The following is a 24,962-nucleotide window of genomic DNA, read 5'->3' on the forward strand; positions in this document are numbered from 1 at the left end:
TAGTAAATCAATACCTAATGCCCATATTTCATTTGTCAAATTCTCCAAAAGATAATTATTGCCTTTGGAAACGTAACGCATCTATTGATTGTGCTGTGAGGAAAATTCCTAAAACAATATAGCTAAAAAATAAGATTAAACTACTAGTGTCGAAGATGCCTTGAATGAGATTATTGTAATGTTTCAAGAGCGATAAATGACCGAGGACATCTCCTGCGAATCCGCCGATGTTTGTGGCAATTAAATCGACAAATAATAGTAATAGAATTACTGCAAAGGTCAAAACTGCGGATAGGATTGTACTATCAGTCAACGAAGAAATAAACATACCGATAGATAGAATTGCCCCTGCTAGCAAAATTAACGCTAAATGACCCAGAAAAATTATTCCCGGTGATATCGCCGGACTGGCTGCACTCAAAACAATAGCTTCAAATATCATCATTGGTACTACCATCGCTATGAAAAATGTTAGCACTCCCAATAACTTACCTACTGCAACAGCCCAATTCGTGATTGGTGATGTGGCAAGTAATTCTAGGGTTCCGCGTTTACGCTCTTCAGCATATAAACTCATTGATAAAACTGGCAGTATAAATAACAGTAACCAACCCATTCTGTCGAGGAAGGCTCGGACAAATTCGTAAGGAACATCAAAGGGAGGAACCGAACCGGGAAATTGCTGTCCTTGGATATCCAAATTATTTACAAACTGAAGGATATCTTGGAGAATGATGACGAAAAATAAACCCGCCAAAAACCAAAAAATTCCCGCGATCGCATATGCTAATGGTGACACAAAGTAGCTTTGTAATTCTCGCCGATAAATGGCAATAATGTTACTGAATATGACACCCATTTATTCGCCTTCTCCTTCTGCGGTTTCGGTTGATTCGACTGTAGATTCTTCTGTTTCTCTGATTTCTAGAGTTTTCTCTTCAGTCGTTAGCTGTAAAAACACATCTTCCAGGGTAGCGCTAACACGACGCATTTCGTATAACTGAAAACCTGCTTGCAGTAATATAGCTGCAATATCACTCCCAGGTTCACTTCCTGGTTGTGTGATGACTCGCAAACAAGTGCGGTTTTGCGGCAGTGGGATTCCGTTGGCTCCCACAGTTGGAATTGATTCTACCAAAATCACGTCTACTAATTGCTGCAACACCTGTTTGGCTAAATTTGCCTCGCCACTAATTTCTAATTCGTACCCAGAACCGCCTGTGAGCTGCGTCATCAGGTTTTCTGGAGTGTTTGTGGCAACGACTTTACCTTTGTTAATAATGGCAATACGGTTGCATGTCATGCTGACTTCCGGCAAAATATGTGTCGAAAGTACGATTGTGTGGCTTCCTGCTAAACTTTTGATTAAATTCCGCACATCGATGATTTGTCGGGGATCAAGTCCGACTGTAGGTTCATCGAGAATGATTGCTGGGGGATCATGAACTATTGCTTGGGCAATACCGACTCGTTGTTTGTAGCCTTTGGAAAGTTTGCGAATGATTGTGTGACGACGATCGCTCAAATTACACTTTTCTAAAGCTATTTTAACTTTTTCTGGGCGATCGCCTGCGGGAACTCCTTTGATTCTGGCGACGAAATCCAAAAACCCTTCTATTGTCATTTCGGGATATAAGGGAGGGTTTTCTGGTAAATAACCAATACGTTGACGTACTGAGAGGGAATTTTCATGGACATCAAAACCAGCAATCTTAGCTGTACCATTTGTAGCTGGTAGGTATCCAGATAAAATCCGCATAGTTGTGGTTTTACCCGCACCATTGGGACCTAAAAATCCCAAGATTTCGCCTTCCTCGACGTTAAATGTCACGTCGGTAATGGCTGCGGTAGAGCCGTATATTTTACTTAAATGCTCAACTTCAATCATCAGCTTGGGTGATTTTGCTAGTGAATTTGCTAGTTTGTGAGACTGCCTGACATATTAAGTTACCATCGATACTACAAAATTTACAAAAAAGCGCCTGGCTATCGGTTTGCAGTACGTCAATTTTTATGGACTAGCACTTTGGGGAAGTATAAACATCAACTTTTTTGGTCTTTATAATTTATCCTTGTACCTGTATCCTCTCCTGTGAATCTTTAAATTGTTTCCCTGCCCCCATTCCTTATGAACTCCCTCGTTGCCACAATCTACGTCAATCCCGTGACTGGAAATGATGCCAATGCTGGGTCACGGTTAGCGCCCTTGAAAACGATTACTCGTGCTATCCAAGGTGTAAAATCAAAGCATCCAGCAATGATTCAACTTGCACCTGGTACTTATAGTGCTGCGAGTGGCGAAAAATTCCCGTTGATTATTCCCCAGGGCGTAAGTTTGGTGGGAAATGAGTCAAATCAGGGGCAAGAAATTGTTATTTCTGGAAGTGGCGAATACAACAGTCCCACTTTTGGCTGGCAAAATATTACTTTGTTGCTGCTCGAAGATACCAGTTTGCTGGGAACGACGGTGATAAATAGCATTGTTAAAGGAACTGGGGTTTGGATTGAGTCTACGAATCCGACTTTGGCAAATAATACTTTTACTAATTGTGGTAGGGAAGGTTTGTTTGTAAGCGGGAATGCGAAACCGGCAATTATCGATAATCTAATTATCCAAAACAATGCTGGTGGCATCGTATTTTCCCGAAATAGCAAGGGCGAAATTTTACGAAATACTTTTCAAAAAAATGGCTTGGGCTTGGCTATTAGTGATACCGCCGCCCCATTAGTCGCAAATAATCAACTTAGTCATAATCAAATTGCGATCGCATTATCTCGCGATACTCGTCCAATCCTACGCAATAATCTTGTCGAAAACAATCCTCTGGGTGGTTTATTAATCAACGGCAATGCGATTCCCGATTTAGGGAACTCCCAACATCCGGCGGGGAATACCTTTCGAGATAATGGTGATTTTGATATTCAAAATATCACTACCAATAAGTTGCTCTCCGCAGGCAACTTTGTGAATCCGGTTCGGGTGAGAGGTTTAATTGAATTTGTTGCCACTACCGATGAGAAAGTCGCAACAAACAGGATTTTTCCTGATATTAATGGACATTGGGCGGCTGAATTTATCGAAACCTTAGTCAAAAAAGGTTCGATGACTGGTTTAGAGGATGGGACATTTGCCCCGAATGCACCCATAAATCGCGCCCAATTTGCGACTGTGATTGCCCAGGCTTTTCAGGTACAGACAAAAAATCAAATTCCGAATTTTAGTGATATCGCCAGAGACTTTTGGGCTGCACCTGCCATCGCTGCGACTGTAAACGCAGGCTTCCTCAATGGTTTCCCTGATGAGACTTTTCGCCCCAATCTAAATGTAACTAAGTGTCAAGCCATATCTGCCATCGCCAACGGGTTGAAGTTGCGCGGCAATAATCCCCATGTAATTTCAATTTACAGCGATCGCACCCAAATTCCCCACGATACAATTCAGGCGATCGCCATCGCTACACAAAACCTATTAGTTGTCAACCATCCCCAACGGGAACAACTCGAACCATTAAGAGATATTACCCGTGCCGAAGTCGCCACCCTAATTTATCAAGGTTTGGTGACACAAGGAATTTTAAAACCCATAATTTCGCCCTACATTGTGACTCCGCCTGCCGACATAACTTCATTTACAGATGTGGTGGGGCATTGGGCAGAAATTTTCATTTGCTCTCTAGCAAGTCTGAACTTAAGTAACGGTTTTGCCGATGGTTCCTACCAACCCAATCAACCAATGACACGGGCAGAATATGCAGAATTAGTCGCAGCAGCATTTCATCCACCAGCCAAACGTGGGATTCCCGACTTTGTGGATATTCCCCCGGAATCTCCGACATATCAAGCAGTCAGACTAGCAGCCAGTGGAGGATTTGTCGGCGGATTTAGCGATCGCACTTTTCGCCCCAATCAAAATGTACAACGATTGCAAGTAATTGTTTCCCTAGTGAGTGGACTCGGACTATCTCTAGCCAAAACTAAAACTGATAAAGATAAATTAGAAAAATATAGCGATTTAAACTTAATTCCCCAGTCAGCACGGACAGCAGTTATCTCAGCTACAATTCACAATATCATCGTTAATTATCCAAATATTCAGCAAATTCAACCGAGCCGGGATGCCACACGCGGCGAAGTCGCAGCTATGGTGTATCAAGCATTAGTCGCAATTGGACGAGTGCCAAAAATAAATTCACCATATATCGTTTCCTAAATGGCTCCTTACCAGTAGAATTAAGAACACTTCTTTTTTAGATAAAGAAACACTTGGTATATACAACTGTAGCAAAAAGCACAATAAGCTATATGCGACGGGAGCCAAATCTCTGTTTACTGCCTCAAGTCGAAAATCAAGTGTTCGCACCAACCTCGGACACCTACATCGACTTAGCGATCGCCTTATTAACACATTATAGTTTCGACCTCAGTGGCTATCAAGCCAGTGATTTAGTTCTGCATTGGGAAAGCCAATTTCCAGTCAATTGGTTGCATTTAGCCGTTGTCGAAGCATTATATCAGGGTAGATACAAAGCCTTTTCTGTCCAACAAATTCTCACAATTTGGCAGCGACGGGAACAGGCGACATTTCACTTCAATATGGAATTTGAACGCTTGATTTGCAGTAAATTCCCCGAAAGTTTGAGTGCCATGCCAGTATTGCCATCTGTTTCCCCAACTAGTAATTATTCAGATAATTCTCACTTCATCTCAGTATCTAGCTCAATCCCAGCATTGAATCATACTGCGAAAACTATTGATAGCGATATTGAAAATAAGTATAAAGAGGAACAACCAGAAAAGATACCGGAATGGGCGGTAATTCGCAAACCTCCAATCCCGAATCTCCAAGTGGTGGATGCAGACAATCAATCCCATGTGGCAACGCAAATGGTAAAGTTTTTACCAGCAGCTTTACCGCCAGCAAGCCATCATGCCCCCATCGAACAATTTAGCCCCGAAAAGAGCGATCGCACTGATGAGCTATTTGCATCTAAAATGAGAGCGATCGTGGAAGTAGAAGAGAGTGATATCAGCTTTGCCTAAAGAGTTGTGATAAATACAGATGGGGAGATGGGGAGATGGGGAGATAGGGAGATGGGGAGATGGGGAGATAGGGAGATGGGGAGATAGGGAGATGGGGAGATGGGGAGATAGGGAGATGGGGAGACGCGGAGAAAAATGAATGATAACTAACCGAACTGGATACGAGTTATTTGTTTGCGAAAACTCCCAGATAACCCAATCAAATAGTAATGAATTGAGCAATTGGACATTAGGGAAATAATGCCCAATACTTTAATTAAATTTAATTAATTTAACGGTTCGATCGCCCCTCTCAAACCGTTGTTATTCAAAACTCTTAACATTTGTTCGGCATTGAAAGTATTACTGAATACTCCCACTTGAATTAATGCTTGCCCTTGTCTGTTGATACGGAATGCGCCAGGAGCGAGGAAACGTACGACTTCTTCGTCTCTTTCCCCGGTTACGGGAACTATAACTCGATATCGTAATCCTGTGGCAGCAGCTAGGGTGCTTTGGTTATATGGCATTGGTGCGACGGACATTGTTTGCATGGGTTGCAGGGGTTGTGTTGTTGCCGATGCCACTTGATTTATTCCTGCTTCCGGTGCTGAAAACTCTATGGTTCCTGGGTTAATCCGCACGTAGTTAATTTGGGCAGTATTGGCTGTGGTTTGTGGGTATGTAGACAAGCTCGAAGGAGTAGGAAAGGAGTTTTGCAAATTGGTGCTGCTTTCAGGAGTGGGAATGGATGTGGATGTTGCCGTATTTAACATCGAGTTCGCAGCTTGCAAGGGCATTAATTGACTATTCAAGCTATTCACAGCAGGATTTGCCGATACTGGTGACTTGGGAAGAGGCAAAAGATTTCTACGGGTACTGCGAGAAACTTTACCATTAGCCTCTGCTGGGGCATTGGGGGCAGTAAAAGTAATCTCGTTAGGTGATGTGGTGACTTGGGTTGTTTGTGGCTGTGGTGGCGATGCTAGCGAGATGGGAGCAACGGCGGTGATATTACCACTCAGATTGACATTACCTGCAATCCGGCTGCTGGCAATGTTATTTCCAAAAGCCGATAATAACTGCTTGGCGGCATTGGCATTGATATCATAACGGGCATTATTACGGAATTCGTTTTCACCCTTGTCGGCAGCATTACCTAAGTCAGGCATCGCTTGGGCGATAACTACCAATCCATCTTCACGACTACCGAGGATTTGGTTTTTGCGTAATTTGGGACGGGCATTTGCTTGCACAACAATTCCAGCCCGATTGAATTGAATTTGATTGCCAATTACTACTGGTTCGGCATTTTGAGTAATGTTGATACCAAATCCCGTTTGTTGAAAAATATTTTCGCTAATTTCCGGACGTGCATTCCCAGAAACCGTCAAACCATTGGCTTTATTTTGATAAAAATAATTTTTGCTAATAGTTGCTGTCCCATTACCCGTGATGGAAATGCCATCTTGAGTACAACCAGCAAATATATTTTCACTAATAATCGCATTTGCCGATTCAATTAACATACCGTAACCACGTCGATTTGGGTTTGTCACTGTTACACCCGTTACCTTCGAGTCATTCACCGCCACAATCGCAGTATTTTGTTTACCAAAACTGCGGCTCAGGTAATCATCACCACCTTGAATCACAGTACCGCGTCCCTTGCTTGCCACATCTCCCTGAATTGTGACTCCCGGTTTGAGTATCAAGGGAAATACTTCACCTGTAGCCACACTATACGTACCTTTAGCGAGAACTATCGTGCTATTGGGAACAGTAGCCTCAATTGCTCGACTAATTGTCCGAAAAGGAGCGCCATCGCTGCCATTTCCGGCTTTGTCATCTCCGACACTTGGGTTGACAAACAGGACATTAACCTGAGAGATTGTTTTTTCACCCCCCTCCACTTGCGTTGGCAATTTTGGTATGCGAGCGGGTGTTTGAGCAATGGCTGATTCTAGGGAAGCGTGTACAAACGTCGTCCCGATGACACCGATGCTAAAGCTCAGTAATAATACGGATAAATGGCAAAACGATTTTAAAAATTTAATCTTGAGGGAACGATATGACTGGTGACTTTTGATCACCGGATGGGCTGATTTTACGTCTGTCCGATACATATTAAGAACAAAATAGGGGTAATTCAATTTATCTGCACTCCTGAAGGCAACAAGACTTTTTTATACCTTTCTAGCGGATATGTCGATATTAACCGATCGCAATATTTACCTATCGGCTATTTTTAATACAAAGTGGGTAAGCGAACATAGAGAAAAATCTTAACAGAGAAAAATCGATGTTGTTAATCTTACCGAGCAAATTGAGTTAAAACTAATGCAAAATATACTGCCAATATGAAACAGACGGGCTGGTACGATAGAAGCACTAATGGGATTGTTGTAATGGTGAACCCATACAGCCAAAAAGAGCAAATCCAGCAAGTTGTTTACCGCATTTTAGATGCAAATTTAGACCGTGCGCGTGAAGGCTTGCGAATCTTGGAAGAATGGTGTCGCTTTGGTTTAAATAACGCGCCCCTGGCGAATGAATGTAAGCAATTGCGACAGGATATAGCAACTTGGCATTCTGCGGACTTGCGTGCTGCACGCGATACCCAGGGAGATACTGGAACCGAACTTTCCCACCCCAATGAGGAACAACGTTCGGGAATTAAAGCCCTACTGTTGGCGAATTTTTGCCGTGTTCAAGAGGCTTTAAGGGTATTAGAGGAATATAGCAAGCTTTATAACCCAGATATGGGTAAAGCCTGTAAGCAGATGCGCTATCGAGTTTATACCCTGGAAACTAATTTAATGGGTTATGAGCGTCATCAACTATTATTGCGATCGCATCTTTATCTTGTCACCTCCCCTGCCGAAAATTTACTGGCAACTGTTGAATCTGCGCTCAAAGGTGGACTCTCTCTAGTTCAGTATCGCGACAAAAATGCTGATGATAGCCAGCGTCTCGAAAATGCCAAACAACTACGCGAACTTTGCCACCGCTATGGGGCATTATTTATAATTAATGATCGCGTCGATTTGGCATTAGCAGTGGATGCTGATGGTGTGCATTTAGGACAGCAAGATATGCCGATTGCGACAGCCAGACAGCTACTTGGACCACAGCGTTTGATAGGTTGTTCTACCACAAATTCCGATGAAATGCAACGGGCAATTACCGAAGGTGCTGATTATATCGGTGTCGGACCAGTATATGAGACTCCGACAAAAGAAGGAAAAGCGGCTGCTGGCTTGGAATACGTTACCTATGCAAGCCAAAATAGTTCAGTACCCTGGTTTGCAATTGGTGGCATTGATACCAGTAATATCAATGATGTTATTGATGCTGGTGCAAGTCGTGTCGCTGTCGTGCGAAGTTTAATGCAGGCAGAGCAACCCACCTTGGTGACACAATATTTAATTTCTCAGTTACATCGCATTCAACCCGAAAATAATCATTCCCATGTTTAGTCAAATTAATCTTCAGGTAAATGGGGAAATCCGTAATTGTGCGGCAAAAACTCTTTTACCTGAATTACTCCAGCAATTAGGTTTTAATCCCCGTCTTGTGGCGGTGGAATATAATGGCGAAATTTTACACCGTCAATTTTGGGAATCTACTCAAGTGCAAGAGGGGGATAGGTTGGAGGTTGTCACTATTGTGGGAGGAGGATAGGAAGTGATGAGTTGGTATATTGTTGGCGATTACTAAGTGCTTGTGCAAAATTGCAAAATTAAATATATATTTATTTGCCATTGCCAGTAGAGACAAGCGAAACTAAGCACGTAATCCCAAGGTTTTCACTGAAACCAAATTCACTCGCAAGAGTCTAAATATTTTGGCTATTTTTGCCTATCCTTCTAAATAAAGCTAGTACACAACGACGGAAATAAAGTTACCATCTAAAATGGTTGGAAAGCTGATAAAATCCTCTTTCCTTTGTCTTCTTATAAAGTTAGACGTGACGGAAACCGACACCATCTACTTTGCGCTTTTTACTTTTGCCTTCATATACTAGTCACAAACCATTCTTTTCAAACCAAATCTTGCTAATAAAACTGACACACCAAGAGACAGCATCAGTAATAGCATCCAAGTCATGATTTTGATGAGTAATATTTCAATTAAACTGAAACTTAATCCTTCAAATAATTTTCTACTAACAGAGGAAAATAGTTGCGATAATATGCCATTGATGCAAAATATTCCCAGACTATATTTTGAGATTAACTTAATTAAAAATTCTATTGGGACTGAAAACTGAGTCTCTTGTATAGACGTAAAACATAAAAACATTACGAATACGCTGATAAGACAAGATATAGTCGCATAATCAAATGGTTGGAGTATGCTATTTGTAATTTGCAGTAACCACTGATAGTCAAACATAAAAATAATCGACATCAAACATAGTAAAAATACTTTACTTGATAATGTAGTCCAGGTTGAGATTGATTCGATGGTATTAAATTTCCTGTATAGTAATAAACCTAGTCCTACATACACCAGCCAGTAAATAATTAAAGGACGATTCAGATTTTTTAATTGCTCCGTTATGCCTTGTGCAGAAACACTTGTGAGGATTGTGTATAGCAACAAAAATATTAACCATTGTAAGACAACTAACATAATCAAGCTGTAACTTGAATGCAGCCACCGTCTCAGTAAATAGTAGATGGGTAATAATTGCAAAATCACTAATAAATAATAAGAGTCAGGGAAAATTTTTCCTTGATAAATTGCACGAGAGATTTCAATGATGGAAGCACCGCCGACAACTTTGAAAACCGCAGCAATTGTAAACCAAAATATAGTAGGAATCAAAATTCCCCGTAATTGCTGAAGTAATAATGTTAATTTATTAGTATTTCCTGGTTGTTCTAACTGTCGCACCAAAAAGAAAAATGTAATTGTAAAAAATACGGGAATGCAAAATCTGAAAGGTGTAAATAAAATTTCTAAAAAATCCGCGTGACGTTGGTATGTAGAGACTGGAAAAAATATAGAATTATAGGAAACAATCGCCAGAATACTCACAGCTTTGAGAAAATCAAGACAAAATAAGCGAGATTGGTTGGAATATATCCGCATTTTGTAAATTCTTGTTTGTGATGATGTTGTTAATAGATGATAGTTTTGCTGCGGCTCTTCTCTGGGAAATACTGTATGGGAAATTGGAATATTTGGTGATATATACACCCTGACACATCACCATGTTTGCCTGTTGCCAATATATTAGCCCACTCTCATGACCAATGTTTTGCCAAAATGCCGAAATTTCTGCCACTCTAAATTATTTATCACACTAATTCACCCCGATTTCTCCAAGAAATCAGGGTGATGGGAATAGATTACAAAATATAAAAGCCTCTCTCATAAAAGAAAGAGACTTAATAAATTTTTTATTCAAATATCTCTGGTACAGGAACTAGAACATACTCATAATCACGATAATACTGACGCTTGTCAGCAGAACCGCAATTCCCATAGCAATAGATATACCTAGTTGATTTGGGGTTTTTGAAGTGTTCATATGACTTGTACCATAAACTTATCGAGGATTGATATAACAATACCAATCCCCGTATACTTACAATATAAAAACACTTAAATCTTAAATTAGCTTCATTTATCTTAGTAAAATCTTCAGTTTTCATTTGTAGTTCAGTAATCATCTCAAAATCCAGTAGCATCAGGATTTTAAACTTTTCTAGTTTTCCTCCTTTATCTATGTGACACTTACGTAACTTATACATAGTGGTTTCGACTTCAGTAATCATGTCTAGACTAGAGATAGGTACAAACAGACAAAAGGAAACACAAACCCCCAATTGTAGTTAACCCCAATAGGTGCATGATGAATCTATTTCTAAAACGCACATTTTTACCCAGTTTAATAGCAACAAGTTTGTTTGGTGCGACTTTATTACCAGCCAAACCAGCTGCCGCCGATGAAAATGTCCTCCGTGATACAGGCATTGGAGCAGCTGCTGGTGCCGTAACTGGTGCTATTACTGGAAAAGGCTCGGTACTGACTAATGCAGTTAATGGAGCGGCTGCGGGTGCTGCGGTGAATGGAGCCAATGGAATTCGACGCACAAGCGTCAGAGGCAGAAAAAATCGTAACGTGGTGCAAGATATTGGTGTTGGTGCTGGTGCTGGTGTGGTGTCAGGTGCAATCACCAACCGCAGGCATACTGGTAGCAATGCTTTGACTGGTGCTGCTGCGGGTGCGGCAATTCACTTGTTGACGAAGTAACTATGATTTGGGCATTGGTGATGATTAGCCAATGCCTAAAGGAATGTGAATAATAAACTCTGTGCCTTCACCGGGTTTTGAAAAGCAGTCTAATTTGCCGCAGTGTTTCTCGGCAATGATTTGATAGCTAATTGACATTCCCATTCCTGTACCTTTGCCTACAGGTTTGGTTGTGAAAAATGGGTCAAAAATGTATTCTTGAATTTCTTCAGGAATACCAGTACCATTATCTGCGATCGCAATTTTTACCAATTGATGGTCAATTACAGATGTGGAGATTGTAATCTTACCAGATGAGGCGGAAACATGGGAAGAGGGAAGACTATTTTTTTCTTTCTCCGCCTCGATTTTTTCTTCAATTGCGTCAATAGCATTGGAGATAATATTCATAAATACTTGGTTAATTTGCCCTGCGTAACACTTAACCAAGGGTATGTTGCCATAATCTTTAATTACCTCAATTGCTGGTCTTTTTTTATTTGCTTTTAAGCGATGTTTGAGAATTAATAAGGTACTATCAATACCATCATGTAGGTTAAATTCAGTTGGTAGGTTCGCATCGGTACGGGAAAATGTCCGCAGGCTATTACTGATATTTTCAATTCTATCTATTCCATCATTCATCGAATTTAAAAGTTTGGGTAAATCTTCGCGCACAAATTCTAAATCGATGGCTTTGATTTTATTTTTGACTGTATCGCTAAGGGGAGGATGTTCTTGGTGGTAAATATCAATTAAGTCAAATAAGTCTTGGATATATAGGAGTGCAGGTTGTAGATTTCCTTGGAGAAAACCCACAGGATTATGAATTTCATGTGCCACTCCTGCGACTAAATTACCCAAAGCTGACATTTTCTCACTTTGAATCATGTGCGCTTGGGTGATTTTGAGTTCTTCTAGTGTTTGCTGAAGCTGATGATTTTTTGTATCTACTTCTTGGGTGCGTATTCTCAGTTCTTGGTGGATAATTTGTAAATCAGAAAAGGCAATTTTGAGGTTGATTTCAGCTTCCCGACGTTCTGATAAAACTGCGGCTAATATTATAGTTGTAAAGACGACGACAACAATAAAAATTTGCAAATACAATAGAGATTGGTGAGTTTCTACAATCGCAAATCTACCTAATCCTCTCACAGTTCCCAAAATTGCGATCAAACTCATTATAAATGTTGCTAAAGTTACACCTGGATAACCGCAACAAAAAGTAATCCAAGTCAATAAGGGAAATAAAATATAAATTATTGGATAGTTTGTCCAAAAAGTAGCATAGGAAACTGCACAAATCACCCCAGTTAATAAGAATAGTTTGATGATTGCCAGCTTCGATGAAAATATTCTATTTCTAATTTGTGCAAATTTTGATTTGTGGTGATAACAACGAATATAATTTAATTGCCAGTAGTGGTTCCAACTGAGCAAAAGTGGAGTCAAAATCAAAATTCCTGTGATATTAGATATCAACCAATTTAACCAGATGCTTTGATAGTTAAACCCAGACATTTTGGGCGAGAACATCACCATTGTTGTGCCAATAGTGGCATTCACTATAGGAGTAATTAACCCACCACAAAGTAGAAATTTCACACTATCGGAGACAAGCTTGAGAGGATATCCTTGGCGAACAGTTCTACGCAAACAAAAGACACCCAGCCAAGTCCCCAAGGTAGTGCCAGCAGCGATACCAAGCATACAGAAGCCAGCAATCAAATTGGATAAGCTACTGCTGTCATTTCCGAAAGTGAAGATACTTGCTAACAAAGAACCAAAGTATACCCCTGGTAATATCTGATTCCCAAATAACCAGGTAACCGCAACAGCTAACCCATCGGCAATCCAAACTGGAGTGATAACATTTGCTGTCGCAGCAATGTAGCGTGAGAGTTCTGCAATACCATAATACATCAAGGCGATCGCCAAATTAGCTAGCAATTGAATCGGAATAGAAGTAAGACGATACCTTGAAGACATGGCAGACTACTACTTTAAAGGTGTGAGCCAGATTGAATTTTTGAATATAAATCCAATTCCTTGTAGTTAGTATTCCCATTCTGACTCCTGAAATGTTCAATTTGAAATAATATTAGGGATAAAGATTTACTAAACCTCTCGCCAATTTTTGGCTCTTTCCACAGCTTTTTGCCATGTGCTAAAGTTAGCACTCGATGCTGCGGCTGTTGGTACAAATATGCGTTCTATTTGCCGTGTTTTCACCAATTCTGCGTAACTCTTCCATAAACCCACAGTTAATCCCGCAGCAAATGCTGCACCTTGTACCGTAACATCACGGATAACTGGACGCTCTACAGGAATCCCCAAGATATCGGCTTGAAATTGCATCAAAAAGTTGTTTTCACAGACACCGCCATCAACAACTAAACGTTGAACAGGGGTAGCAGATGATACATTAATAGCTGTGACAACTTCTTGGACTTGATAGGCGATCGCTTCGAGGACGGCACGAACTATATGTGCAGGTTGGGTTCCCCCTGTAATCCCCAAAAATGCACCTCTGGCGTTCATATCCCAATGAGGTGCGCCTAATCCACTCAATGCCGGAACAAAATATACACCACCGTTATCGGTGACTTGATTTGCCATTGTTTCTGTTTCGCTGGCGGTTTTGATTAATTTCAAACTATCCCGTAACCATTGAATACAAGCACCACTGGTAAACATACTACCTTCGAGTGCATAAGATATATCGAGGGAATTACTGGAATTAGTCTCTGTCCAAGCGATGGTGGAGATGAGTTTTTGGGATGTGCGAACAATTTCTGAGCCTGTATTGGCAACTAAAAAACTACCTGTCCCGTAAGTACATTTAACTAAACCAGGTTTTGAACAACCATGACCGAATAATGCCGCTTGTTGGTCGCCTAACATTGCCGTAATCGGGATTTCCACGCCAAAAATATCTTTGTCGGTGACACCAAAGTAACTTAAACAGGGCTGAATTTTCGGTAATATCTGCACTGGAATTTGAAATAAATCTAACATTGATTCATCCCATACAGCAGTTGTTAAATTCATCAACATTGTTCTGCTGGCGTTACTGTGGTCGGTAGCATGAATTTTTCCACCTGTTAATTTCCACAATATCCAAGTATCGATTGTGCCAGCTAAAATGTTATTGAGGTGAAGATGAGGAATATGCTTTTTGACATCATCTAATAACCATTTGAGTTTAGTGGCAGAGAAATAAGCATCAATAACTAAACCAGTACGGTTATAGACTTCTGAAGTATATCCCTTGGCTTGCAATTCGTAGCAGAAAGCAGCAGTACGCCGGTCTTGCCAAACAATAGCATGATGTATAGGTTTTCCTGTGGTTTTATCCCAGAGTAAACAGGTTTCGCGTTGAACTGAGATGCCAATAGCAGCAATTTGTGTAGGGGGAATTGGGGGGTTGGCGTTGGCGATAGCAGTTTGGATTACCCAACAGGTATCATGCCAAATCTCCTCCGGGTTATGTTCCAACCAACCCGGTTGTGGGTAATATTGGCTGAGTTCTTTATAGGCATTACCAACTATTTTACCTTCAGCATCAAAGATAAACGCCCGGTTTCCGGTTGTGCCTAAATCGAGTGCCAGGATATATTTAGATGTCTGCATACCCCAATTTCCCCCTTCACGCCGCCAAATTCAAGCTGATGAATAATTATACCGTTCCCATGAGGGGTAAAGTGAACCAAAATATTGCACCTTGATTGGGAGAACTTTTGACATTAATTTCTCCCTTGTGTGCTTTGATAATTTGTTTGCACAGGTATAGTCCTAGTCCTAAACTGAGGGAATTGCGGACATTGTCACCACGAAAATAAAGGTCAAATAATCTTTCGCATTGTTGTTGTGTCATTCCCACCCCATTATCGCTGACAGTGCAATAAATCATGTGATCTACAATTTTGGCATCAACAGTAATAGTCAATCCAGGGGGATTATGCTTGAGGGAATTACCAATGAGATTATTAAATACTCGCCACAATTGGAAAGAATCACCCTCAACTGCGGGTAAATCTGTGGCGATGAGGTTGGTGAGGGTAGCTTGATTTTCAGTTAAAGTTGGTTTGAGGTCGGCGATCGCATCTTCGGCTACTTGGTGTAAACTAACTGGTTGTAGTTGTAATGAGATGCCCCGAACTTCGCTGACATGGGCTTCCATCAAGGAGTTAATTAAATTTAACTGTCTTTCCCCACTTTGCAACATCCGTTCTAAAATCAAACGAGAAACGGGAATGGATGATGGTGAAGACTTGCCCTTATCTACATCTCCCTCTTGTCCCGGTGTCCCTAACAAATTCCGCAACACCATCAAAGTACCTAAAACCGGGTTCCGCAAGTCGTGGGAAACGGCGTGAAAAAAGACTCGTAATGCTTCTTCAGCACGTTTACGTTGGGTAATATCTTCAATAATTCCTTCATAGTAAAGAATATTACCCTTGGCATCGCAAACAGTATATGCTTTTTCGGATATCCAAACAATGCTGCGATTTTCTGGGAGAAAGTTATCTCGGTTGGGACTACGTCGATATATCTGTGACTCAAACTCCGAGACACTACCAAATTCCTCAATCAAACGGACAAAATCGAGACGACGTTGGGGATTGACGTAAAGTTGGCTACCAATATCGGTAAAATAATTAATTAATTCTTCGGGTGTAGCGAATCCGAAAATTCTTGCCAGTGCTGGATTGGCAGTAATGTAGCGTCCATCAGGGGTGCTTTGAAAAATACCTTCAACGGCATTTTCAAAGATACTGCGGTACTTTGCTTCGGCGATTTGGAGTTTGGTATTGGTAATTTCCAGTTCTTTGCGGGCTTGAAATTCACGGGATTGTAGGCGATCGTATAAATAAACGCTGAGGTCACAAATAGCACAAAGCCAAAAAATATAGAGGATGAGTGTAACATTGTAAATTGGTTCTTGGCTGTTGGCGGTGGGGACTTTAAAGCCTAGTGCAAAATTCACGCCAAAATAGTAAATTAGTAATACTACTTGCGAGATTAGGTGTAGTGTCCAACGCACAGGCATGAAGGTAGCTTGACCGAGAAACAGTAACGACCAAGTTAACAAGTCTGGCAGTGCAAAGCCTTTGAGGGTACTAAATATCTGTTGTCCCAGACTGATTGACCAAGATAAACCGAGAAATAATCCCCCTGGGTAACGACGACCAAATCGAGTGCGATGTAGGAATATGGCAATGATTATACTTAAAAGGATTGCGCCATTTAAGAGTAATGTATATTGCATTAATTCTTTTGGTAAGTCAGCGAATTCCCGGAGAGGAGAGAAAAAATTATAGATATCGCGAACAACGAAGCTAATCACACAAATGAGTGCTAGCCAAGACCATAACCGCAAGCGCTGCCACAAAAATTTTCGCTGCCATGTTTCATATTTAACATTAATCACATTCGTTGTTGGTGTGATGTATGTAGAAACTGCTTGTTTCCATCTCCGTTTTGCGCTTCTGAGTAACCCAGTCATGTGTATAGGGGAAAAAGGGAAAAGTCGTCATGCTGAATAACCAATCACCATTAACCAGTGACAATGGGTAATGTAAACAAAAAGGTTAATCCTCGCTTGCGGTTGTGGATGGCGGAAATCTCACCGCCATGTGCCTTGATTATTTGGCGACACATATATAATTTTAAACAAGTGCTAGTAGATGAACGGCTTTGGGGATTACGGATATGTAAATCAAAAAAGCGATCGCATTCTTGTTTGTTCATGCCAATACCGTCATCTTGAATGGTACAGTGAATTTTCCCATCGGCGATTTTTGCTTTTAGGGTAATGTTGAGTCCTGGCGGGTTATTTTGACAACTATAGGTTAATAAAGCAACAAATGTTTTACGTAATAATTCTTGATCGGCTTTAACGATTGGCAAGTTATCCCCGATGAAGTTCTTTAATTTAGCTTGATATTTATCTAAAAGTGAGGCAATGTCTTGAATGATTGCTTTGATTAAAGTGTCAAATTTTACTTCCTCTTGATGCATAATTAATGCCTTAGTATCGCCGGCATTAATTTCTAGTAATGAATCAATCATTCCCAGTTGTCGTTCGTTCCCCTGTATCATCCGTTGGACGATTGAGTCAGGAATTGCGAGGGAAGTGGGGGAATCTCCAGCTTGTGCCGTCTTTTTCCCTTCAATTAAATTATTTAATACCATCAAATTACCAATGACAGAGGTTCGCAAATCATGGGAAACAGTATGTAGCATGACATCTTTGATGCGGCTGAGTTCTTGAATTTCCTGCATTTTTTGCTGTAGCTGTGCGGTTCTTTCTTCGACTTGCCGTTCCAAATTGATATTTAATTGATATAGTTCTAGTTCTGCTTGTTTACGTTTAGTAATATCTTTATTGATTGCCAGAATACATTTTACCCCTTCCCAATCAATTATCTCCGCCGATAGTTGGGTGATGATTATTTGCCCAGACTGACAACGAAATTCAAATTCGAGGTTATTCACCGCGCCTTTGGTTTCTAATTCGTGTAATAATTGAGTGCGATCGCTGGGATTTACCCAAATACCTAACTCGCATGATGTTTTCCCCACAGCCTCATCGCGCGTAATCCCTGTCAAGCGCACAAAGCTATCGTTAACTTCAATGTAGCGTCCTTCTGCTAAAGTGCTAATTGTAATCGGATCGGGACTGCAACGAAATGCCTTAGAAAATTTTTCTGCTAATGCTTTATATCGTCCCTCAGTGGCGCGTAAATTTTCTTCTGTCAATTTGCGGGCTGTAATATCCATTACTAAACCCTCCCAAAGAATATCCCCATTCGCTTGTTTTTCTGGATGTACAGAGATTTGCACCCATTTGATTTTGCTGCTGGGGGTGATAATTTTACCTTCCCAACACCAGGGGGCAATAGTAATATTTGCAGTATTTGTAGTATTTGATGTGATGAATAAGTCTGAAAAAATTTGAATATCCTGCGGTTGCAGAAGATTCAGTAAAACTTGAAAATTATTTTGTATAGCTTCTGGTTCGAGTTCACATAATTCTTGACAACGGGAACTGACGAAAACAACAAATAAATTATTTTGTCTTTGCAGAACTTGAAAAATTACTCCTGGTAAACTAGCAGCAATTTTTTCCAATAACGAAAAATTTAAATTGGGCATTGGGTATTGGACATTGGTTGGGCATTGGGCATTGGGCATTTGGAGAGTAGAGGAGAGCAATAGACTAAAACCAGCCGATTTCCCATTTCCCATTTCCCCTTTCCCCCTCATCCCTAATCCCGATTCTTTTAGATTAAATTTAAAAGTGAACAAATGCATTCACCCTGTTGGATGAAACATTAACAGCAGGGTAGTTGACTACTATGACAATTCAATCAATTCAAATCGGCAATTGGAGGGCAATTTAAGAATTATCATACCCAATACCCAAAGCTCAAAAAATTAAGCTTTATTTGATAAATAGCCTCTAAGACTCAATTTCTGCCAATTCCATCCATCGTTCAGTGGCTACATCGATAGCTTGCTTAAGTTCCTCAACTTTTTCATAAAGTTGTTGAACCTGAGTGTAATTTCCTGATGGAGCATTCGCCATTGCTTTTTCAGTATCGGCCTTTTCGGTTTCAAGTTGGGCAATTTTCGCTTCCAGTTCACTAAATTCGCGTTTTTCCCAATTTGATAATTTACTTTTCTTTTTAGAATCCGTCTTTTTCAACGAGGAATCTGATTTTTCTACCTCAATATTTTTCGGTTTTTCTTTAGTCTCAACTGTTTGCTGCGCCTTGTCTTCTTCCGCTTTTTTATAGTCAAGATACACAGAATAATTACCAGGATATTGGCGGATATTTCCACCATCTTCTAGGGAAAAAACTGTATCAATAGTTCTATCAAGAAAATAGCGATCGTGGGAAACTACGATGACACACCCAGCAAAGTCTTCTAAATATTCCTCTAATATTGCTAGCGTTTGTACATCTAAATCATTAGTCGGCTCATCCAAGATTAAAACATTAGGCGCACTCATCAAAATTCGCAATAAAAATAAACGCCGTTTTTCTCCACCCGACAGTTTACTTATTGGTGCGTATTGCTGATTACCAGGAAATAAAAACCGCTCTAACATTTGCGAAGCTGTAATTTGTGTTCCGTCGGCAATTTTGACAAATTCACCCTCTTCTTTAATGTAATCAATCACTCGCTGATTTTCATTCAAAGCCGCCAATAAGTCATCAGAATGTTGGTCAAAATAACCTATATAAATAGTTGCTCCAATATCTACCTTGCCGCTATCTGGCTCAACCTTGCCAGTAATAATATTCATCAAAGTTGATTTACCAGCACCATTCCCACCAATGATGCCAATTCTATCTTCGGGACTAAATTCATAACTAAAATCGCGAATTAAAGTACGTCCATGATAAGATTTAGAAATATTCTCTAGTTCAATTACTTTTTTGCCAATACGTCTTGTGACAGTGGAAATCTCAACTTTCCCCAATCCCTGTTTAAACTCAGTTTCCCGCATGGATTCAATACGCTGAATCCTCGCTTTTTGCTTTGTACTTCTAGCTTTCGGACCACGTTTTAACCATTCTAATTCTCGGCGCAATACACCTTGAAACTTACGTTGACTGCTAGCAACTGACTCTTCTGCTAATGCTTTCTTTTCCAAATAATAGGAATAGTTACCAGCAAAACTGTAAATATCACCCCTATCAATCTCAATAATACGGTTAGTCACCTTATCCAGAAAATAGCGATCGTGAGTAATTAATAATAAAGCACCACGATATCTATTTAAATAGCTTTGTAACCACTCCACTGAAAGCGCATCCAGATGGTTTGTCGGCTCATCCATTAATAATAAATCAGGCTCTGATAGTAAAGCAGTTGCTAAAGCAATGCGTTTGCGATAACCACCAGATAAAGTGCCCACCTTCGCATTAAAATCAGTAATTCCTAACTTGGAAAGAATCACTTTAGCATTCGTTTCCAACTCCCAAGCTCCAGTTGTATCCATACGCTGCATCACAGCAGACAAGCGCGACATTAACTGATTATCCTCCGGATAATGAGCTAACTTATCAGATATTTCCTCATACTCCCGTACCAAAGACATTTGTTCCCCACTATCAGCAAAAACCTGTTCCAAAACAGTGTGATTTTCATCAACATCTGGCTGTTGGGGTAAATAAATTACTTTTGCACCGGAGTTAGTTAAAATTTGTCCGCCATCAATTGGTTCAATACCAGCAATCATTTTCAGCAAGGTTGATTTACCCGAACCATTAGTACCAATTAAACCAACTTTATCATTGGCATCTAAGCTCAAATTGGCATCGATTAAAATTTCTTTGATACCAAAATCTTTTTTTACTGACTGAAGGGTGACAAGACTCATAATAATTAGTTACAAATGACAACTGGCAATGGGAATTGAAGAAATACTAGAAATTCTATAGTTATTTATTCATATTGATTTAGCAAATAAATTATGATTCGATTGATTTTTACCTATGTTAGATTAATTTCCAAAACACAATCAACTATCATTAAAATTATCTACGATACATAGTTTAACGTTTTTTAGTCCAGAATATTGAGACAGTATCTCACCTATGCAAAGCACGAGTGAGACAACAAATCAATAAACTTAAACCTCAACTCGCTTCAAAATTTTATCAGTGCGATCGCAATTCCTATGTGTCTTTCTGTACATACATACTCCAATACAGTTCAGTTAAGAATACAAATCAATTACCACAAAGTTTTTGGAGGGAGTTTGGAGAAGCGTCATTCACTCAAAGCAAAAAACCTAGCCTTCCCAAAAAGAAGCTAGGTGTCTCAACATGAAAATTAAAGCAAATAAATTCTAAAACCCAAATAAAGCCCGGAAAATACCCAAAATACCCCCTAATGGGTTAATTACAGTACCAACAGTATCCCCAGTCTTGGTTAAACCGTTACGGTTAACGATAACGACATCATTATTCAGTAGAACTGGATTGGTTTGCTCGTTTAAACCCGCAGCCAAATCAACTTTCACCTCGCGCTTAGTCACAGAACCATCAGGATTGAGACGAACTAAATCAACTGTTTGTCGGCTGGCACGAGCATCGTTAAATCCACCTGCTGCTAACAAGGCTTGATTTAAAGTGCTATTTGGCTGAATATCAACAGGTCCAGGTCTTTTAACTTCACCAACCACACCCACTTGAATTTTGCTGGGTGACAAGGTAGTGGTGGCTAGCTGTGTTAGCTCAGAGCGATTAACATCCGTCGCTGTCGCAATAAATAACGTATCTCCATCTTGGAGAATCGTATCTTGGTCAATATCCCCTTGTAACAACTGCCAGAGGTTGATATTGATATTTTGAGGTTCGCCAGTACGGGTTTGACGGCGCAAAACTACATTCCGCACGTCAGCACGGGGACCAATTCCCCCCGCCAGTTGTATTGCTCGCATTACCGTTGGCTGCCCTGTAATGTTGGGTAGGTTCGATGGATTGTTGTTGTCACCACCTTCATTAGCACCGGAAGTGACTAAGTAGGAACCCGGACGTAAAACCTCACCAATTACGGCAACAGTACGGGGTCTAGTTGGATCTGCCGCAAAACTGGAAGCTGCCTGATTACGTGCGCTCGCTAAGTTGAAGCTAGTAGTTCTGGGGACAAAAATTGTGTCACCGTCGCGAAGAGTAATATCCTGAGGGAGCCTACCAGTTCGTAATAATTCTTGTAAATTCAGACTCACAAGCTGTTCCCCACTGCGTCCTATCCGGCGACGAACTTGAACCTGGGTAATATCTGCACTGAGAGTATAACCTTGGGCGTTGGTAATCGCAGCAATAATGGTCGGATACTGTACCCCAGGGTTGTTACCTGCACCACCCTGCAAACTCAGACTGTAGGCTCCAGGACGGGTAACTTCTCCAGAGACTAGTACGTTAATTGGACGTGGTGATAGCAGGTTAACAGAGATGATGGGACGTTTGAGATATCGTGCATATCGACGGGCAATTTCATCGGCTGCTTGTTCAGTTGTTAATCCCAAAACAGGAACACTACCAATCAATGGTAAGTTTATGGCTCCACCTGGGGGAATTTGATATTCTCCTGTATATTCTGGTACTTCAAATACGTTGACTTTGATGAGGTCACCACCACCCAAAGTATAATTGGTATCTAATACGCCAGAAGGCGCAGAAGTGAAAGTGGTTGGGAATGCACGGGTTGGAGCCGTCCGTGGTGCTTGCTGCTGCCTTTGAGCTTGGGCATAACTAGCGGTTGAAAATGCCGCACTGATACTGGTTAGCAGCATGAAAGCTAGTATTGGGTGGGACAATAGTTTCAAAGTTTTTGTATTAACCATATTTACCTGATTTTACCTGCGGCTAAGATAAGTATTTTTAGCTCCAAACATTGTAATCTTGACTATACGTAAGTATCCAAGTTCCCTATCATTACCATCTTCTGGAATAAGTTTAATTGTCAGGAGTTTGAGTATGCATGAATTTAAATTTTTAATGAAGTTAGTTTAAAGTCAATCCTTTCTGGGTTTTAAATAGTTTCATTTGCTAAATAACTGAATATCAAATGATATTTTCTGTATTTTGTCAAGAGCTTATTGCATAGATTCATATTATAAATTTCATTGAGCAATTTATGATGTTGTTATATGTTGACTAAATTGTCAAAGATATTACCTCTCTGGAAATTTACCGGGTTTCTCAAGCAACAATTAAGTTTTTAACAATTTGTTATTCTCAAGAAACTCCGATAATCGGGTAATCTGCTGCCTAGCTCTCTAGCGAATATTATTACTATTCAAATCATTCCAAGCTTTCACTACCACTTTTAAAGATTCGGGTAAATTATTTTGGGAAATATCATTGAATTGAACGGTTCCATTGGAAGAAGTAATTGTATAAGTTAGATAATCAGCCGCACCAAATGTTGGTGGATAGTTAACATTTTGAAAAGCATTTTCCTGCTGTTCTAATAATTCTTGAAAATTTTGAAGTTGCTGTTGAGAAATACGATATATACTGCGTTCTGAATCATTTGCATCACCTATGCGAGTACGAATCAAACGTCCATCATCTAACAAAATAGTTTGGTAATTTCTTGCGAAAAAGCCACCACTAGTAACTTGTCTAAATACTACGCCACTTTCTAAAGGCGGTGGTAATTCGCTAGTGGGAATAGGTACGCTGATTTCACTAGCATTTTTGTCATAGCTCACGGTGACAGATTCACCAATTCGGTAAACCCAATTTTTATTACCATCACTAACTTTAACTTGCCAACCGGGAACAATAACTTGAGCGCAAATTGTTTGAGAATTAGGAATACCCAGGCAAGAATCTGACCATTGTTTGCGTTCGGAAGTAATAATTTTTAAACGGGAAATTGGTAGCCTTGACTGTTGTGAAGCTTGATATAAGACGATATCGACGATATTTTGTGGTAGTTGAAGATTGCTGGCAAATAAGTTTAATCGTACTTGCGAACCATCTTTTTTGGCGTGGTATACTAACTTTTGTTTTCTTGCTTGTACAGTTACTTTCCATGCAGGTTGAGCAATTTTTGTACAACTTTCACCTGGTTTTGGCAAACTCAAACAACCATCAACAGTAATTTCTCCAACCTCTACAATTCGCAACTCTGAGACTGATAAATTACTATATTCCGCAGCAGCTTTCAAAATATTATTACGAACATTGACTGGTAATTGCTTATCCTTGATGTCGCTTTCTGTTTGATTTAAGCGAATCACTGAACCCTGTGCATTTGTATGGTAAACAAGAACTTTTTCCTTGGTTCCAACAAAAACTTTCCATCCCGGTACAATTATTTGGCTGCAAACACGACCTGATTCTACTAATTCTAAACAACCATTTTTCCAGTCACGTTTCTCTGATTGAATTATTGTTAATTGCGAGATAGGTAATTTCAGAAAATCAGCCGCATGTTTGAGAACTGAATTACGAATATTTGCTGGTAACTTTGCTAAATTATTATTGGGTATATTTTGCCCCGATACACGAAAAATTCTTCCATTCCTATTAGTATGATAAATCCAGCTTTGTTTACCATCTCCAACTGTAACCTGCCAACCAGGAACCAAAGCTTGGGTACAAAGTTCACCTGGTTTGGCTAAACCTAAACAACCATTATTCCAAGTCTTCTCTTGATATTCAATAACATCAAGATTACTAATTAAAATACCTCTCCTTCTAGATAAATCTCTAAAAATTGCATTTTTTACAGAAATTGGTAAATTTTGAGATTTAGTATTCTCTGTCTGCAAAGATAGTATTGATTTCACAGGTGAAGCGGTGGCACTTTTAATCAAAGTCATACCACTACTAATGGATAAAATACCACTTAATATCAAGGCAGTGAACACTCTGTGTTGTTGAGCGATAGAATGATTGATAAAATTAATTTTCATAGTCACACTATAGAATATAGTTATTGAGAATTAAGCATTAAGTATTAGTTTTTGGGAAATACTAGAACTCAGTTTCTCATCAAAAGGATAACAATGATGCTTGATACTTAAATCCAAGAAAGCTAGTTTCTTTGGTTTTAAGGTTTACTTTAGACATCGACTCTTAGTTTTGGGGAAAACATCATTCCCAATACCGTTCAGTTAAGTAAAAATGGCTATTAGCTTTTAGAATCAATAGCG

Annotated in this window: 16 protein-coding genes; 5 read left to right on the top strand and 11 right to left on the bottom strand. The window is 40.0% G+C overall.

Annotated features, from left to right (window positions below; all coding sequences use genetic code 11):
- Nucleotides 1-55: 55 nt before the first annotated feature.
- Both VB733_RS02265 and VB733_RS02270 read right to left on the bottom strand, forming a co-directional pair.
- Nucleotides 56-859 carry an ABC transporter permease gene (locus tag VB733_RS02265; protein WP_323338490.1) on the bottom strand — a complete coding sequence of 268 codons (804 nt, stop codon included), beginning with the start codon at nucleotides 857-859 and terminating at the stop codon, nucleotides 56-58.
- Entirely contained in the window at nucleotides 860-1,888 is a 1,029-nt protein-coding gene (locus VB733_RS02270) for an ABC transporter ATP-binding protein (protein ID WP_323338491.1), read from the bottom strand.
- 240 nt (nucleotides 1,889-2,128) lie between these two features.
- Here VB733_RS02270 and VB733_RS02275 point away from each other — a divergent pair, with 240 nt between their 5' ends.
- A complete protein-coding gene (locus VB733_RS02275) occupies nucleotides 2,129-4,210 on the top strand; it encodes an S-layer homology domain-containing protein (RefSeq protein WP_323338492.1) in 2,082 nt (693 codons plus the stop codon).
- Between the two features lie 92 nt (nucleotides 4,211-4,302).
- Nucleotides 4,303-5,040, top strand: a complete 738-nt coding sequence (locus tag VB733_RS02280; RefSeq protein ID WP_323338493.1) for a hypothetical protein — start codon at nucleotides 4,303-4,305, stop codon at nucleotides 5,038-5,040.
- Between the two features lie 266 nt (nucleotides 5,041-5,306).
- Here VB733_RS02280 and VB733_RS02285 read toward each other — a convergent pair whose 3' ends face one another.
- On the bottom strand, nucleotides 5,307-7,145 hold the full coding sequence (locus tag VB733_RS02285) for a DUF1565 domain-containing protein (RefSeq protein ID WP_323338494.1): 1,839 nt from the start codon (nucleotides 7,143-7,145) through the stop codon (nucleotides 5,307-5,309).
- Nucleotides 7,146-7,379: 234 nt separating this feature from the next.
- On the opposite strand from VB733_RS02285, the gene VB733_RS02290 reads away from it, so the two are divergent.
- Nucleotides 7,380-8,498 (top strand): thiamine phosphate synthase, encoded by a 1,119-nt coding sequence (locus VB733_RS02290; protein ID WP_323338495.1) that lies wholly within the window; start codon nucleotides 7,380-7,382, stop codon nucleotides 8,496-8,498.
- On the top strand, nucleotides 8,491-8,703 hold the full coding sequence (gene thiS, locus VB733_RS02295; RefSeq protein WP_323338496.1) for a sulfur carrier protein ThiS: 213 nt from the start codon (nucleotides 8,491-8,493) through the stop codon (nucleotides 8,701-8,703). Before VB733_RS02290 ends, thiS begins: the two co-directional genes overlap by 8 nt.
- 339 nt (nucleotides 8,704-9,042) lie before the next feature.
- Here the strand turns inward: thiS and VB733_RS02300 are convergent, their stop codons facing one another.
- The gene (locus VB733_RS02300) at nucleotides 9,043-10,227 is read right to left on the bottom strand and encodes an acyltransferase family protein (RefSeq protein ID WP_323338497.1); all 1,185 of its coding nucleotides are present in this window, start codon (nucleotides 10,225-10,227) and stop codon (nucleotides 9,043-9,045) included.
- Nucleotides 10,228-10,885: 658 nt separating this feature from the next.
- On the opposite strand from VB733_RS02300, the gene VB733_RS02305 reads away from it, so the two are divergent.
- Complete coding sequence (locus VB733_RS02305; protein ID WP_323338715.1) at nucleotides 10,886-11,287, top strand: hypothetical protein; 402 nt, start codon at nucleotides 10,886-10,888, stop codon at nucleotides 11,285-11,287.
- Between the two features lie 24 nt (nucleotides 11,288-11,311).
- Here VB733_RS02305 and VB733_RS02310 read toward each other — a convergent pair whose 3' ends face one another.
- The 7 genes from VB733_RS02310 to VB733_RS02340 all read right to left on the bottom strand — a co-directional run bounded on the left by VB733_RS02310 (nucleotide 11,312) and on the right by VB733_RS02340 (nucleotide 24,722).
- On the bottom strand, nucleotides 11,312-13,255 hold the full coding sequence (locus VB733_RS02310) for an MASE1 domain-containing protein (RefSeq protein WP_323338498.1): 1,944 nt from the start codon (nucleotides 13,253-13,255) through the stop codon (nucleotides 11,312-11,314).
- A 129-nt stretch (nucleotides 13,256-13,384) separates the two neighbouring features.
- On the bottom strand, nucleotides 13,385-14,899 hold the full coding sequence (glpK, locus tag VB733_RS02315) for a glycerol kinase GlpK (protein WP_323338499.1): 1,515 nt from the start codon (nucleotides 14,897-14,899) through the stop codon (nucleotides 13,385-13,387).
- A gap of 46 nt (nucleotides 14,900-14,945) precedes the next feature.
- On the bottom strand, nucleotides 14,946-16,775 hold the full coding sequence (locus VB733_RS02320) for a PAS domain-containing sensor histidine kinase (RefSeq protein ID WP_323338500.1): 1,830 nt from the start codon (nucleotides 16,773-16,775) through the stop codon (nucleotides 14,946-14,948).
- A gap of 50 nt (nucleotides 16,776-16,825) precedes the next feature.
- On the bottom strand, nucleotides 16,826-18,520 hold the full coding sequence (locus VB733_RS02325; protein ID WP_323338501.1) for a PAS domain-containing sensor histidine kinase: 1,695 nt from the start codon (nucleotides 18,518-18,520) through the stop codon (nucleotides 16,826-16,828).
- A gap of 214 nt (nucleotides 18,521-18,734) precedes the next feature.
- Entirely contained in the window at nucleotides 18,735-20,666 is a 1,932-nt protein-coding gene (locus VB733_RS02330; RefSeq protein ID WP_323338502.1) for an ABC-F family ATP-binding cassette domain-containing protein, read from the bottom strand.
- 471 nt (nucleotides 20,667-21,137) lie between these two features.
- The gene (locus tag VB733_RS02335; RefSeq protein ID WP_323338503.1) at nucleotides 21,138-22,637 is read right to left on the bottom strand and encodes an SLBB domain-containing protein; all 1,500 of its coding nucleotides are present in this window, start codon (nucleotides 22,635-22,637) and stop codon (nucleotides 21,138-21,140) included.
- Between the two features lie 435 nt (nucleotides 22,638-23,072).
- Nucleotides 23,073-24,722: a hypothetical protein gene (locus VB733_RS02340; protein ID WP_323338504.1), complete on the bottom strand. Its 1,650-nt coding sequence runs from the start codon at nucleotides 24,720-24,722 to the stop codon at nucleotides 23,073-23,075.
- Nucleotides 24,723-24,962 lie beyond the last annotated feature (240 nt).

Origin of the sequence: Calothrix sp. UHCC 0171, from assembly GCF_034931845.1 — a bacterium.
Classification (GTDB): Bacteria; Cyanobacteriota; Cyanobacteriia; order Cyanobacteriales; family Nostocaceae; genus Brunnivagina.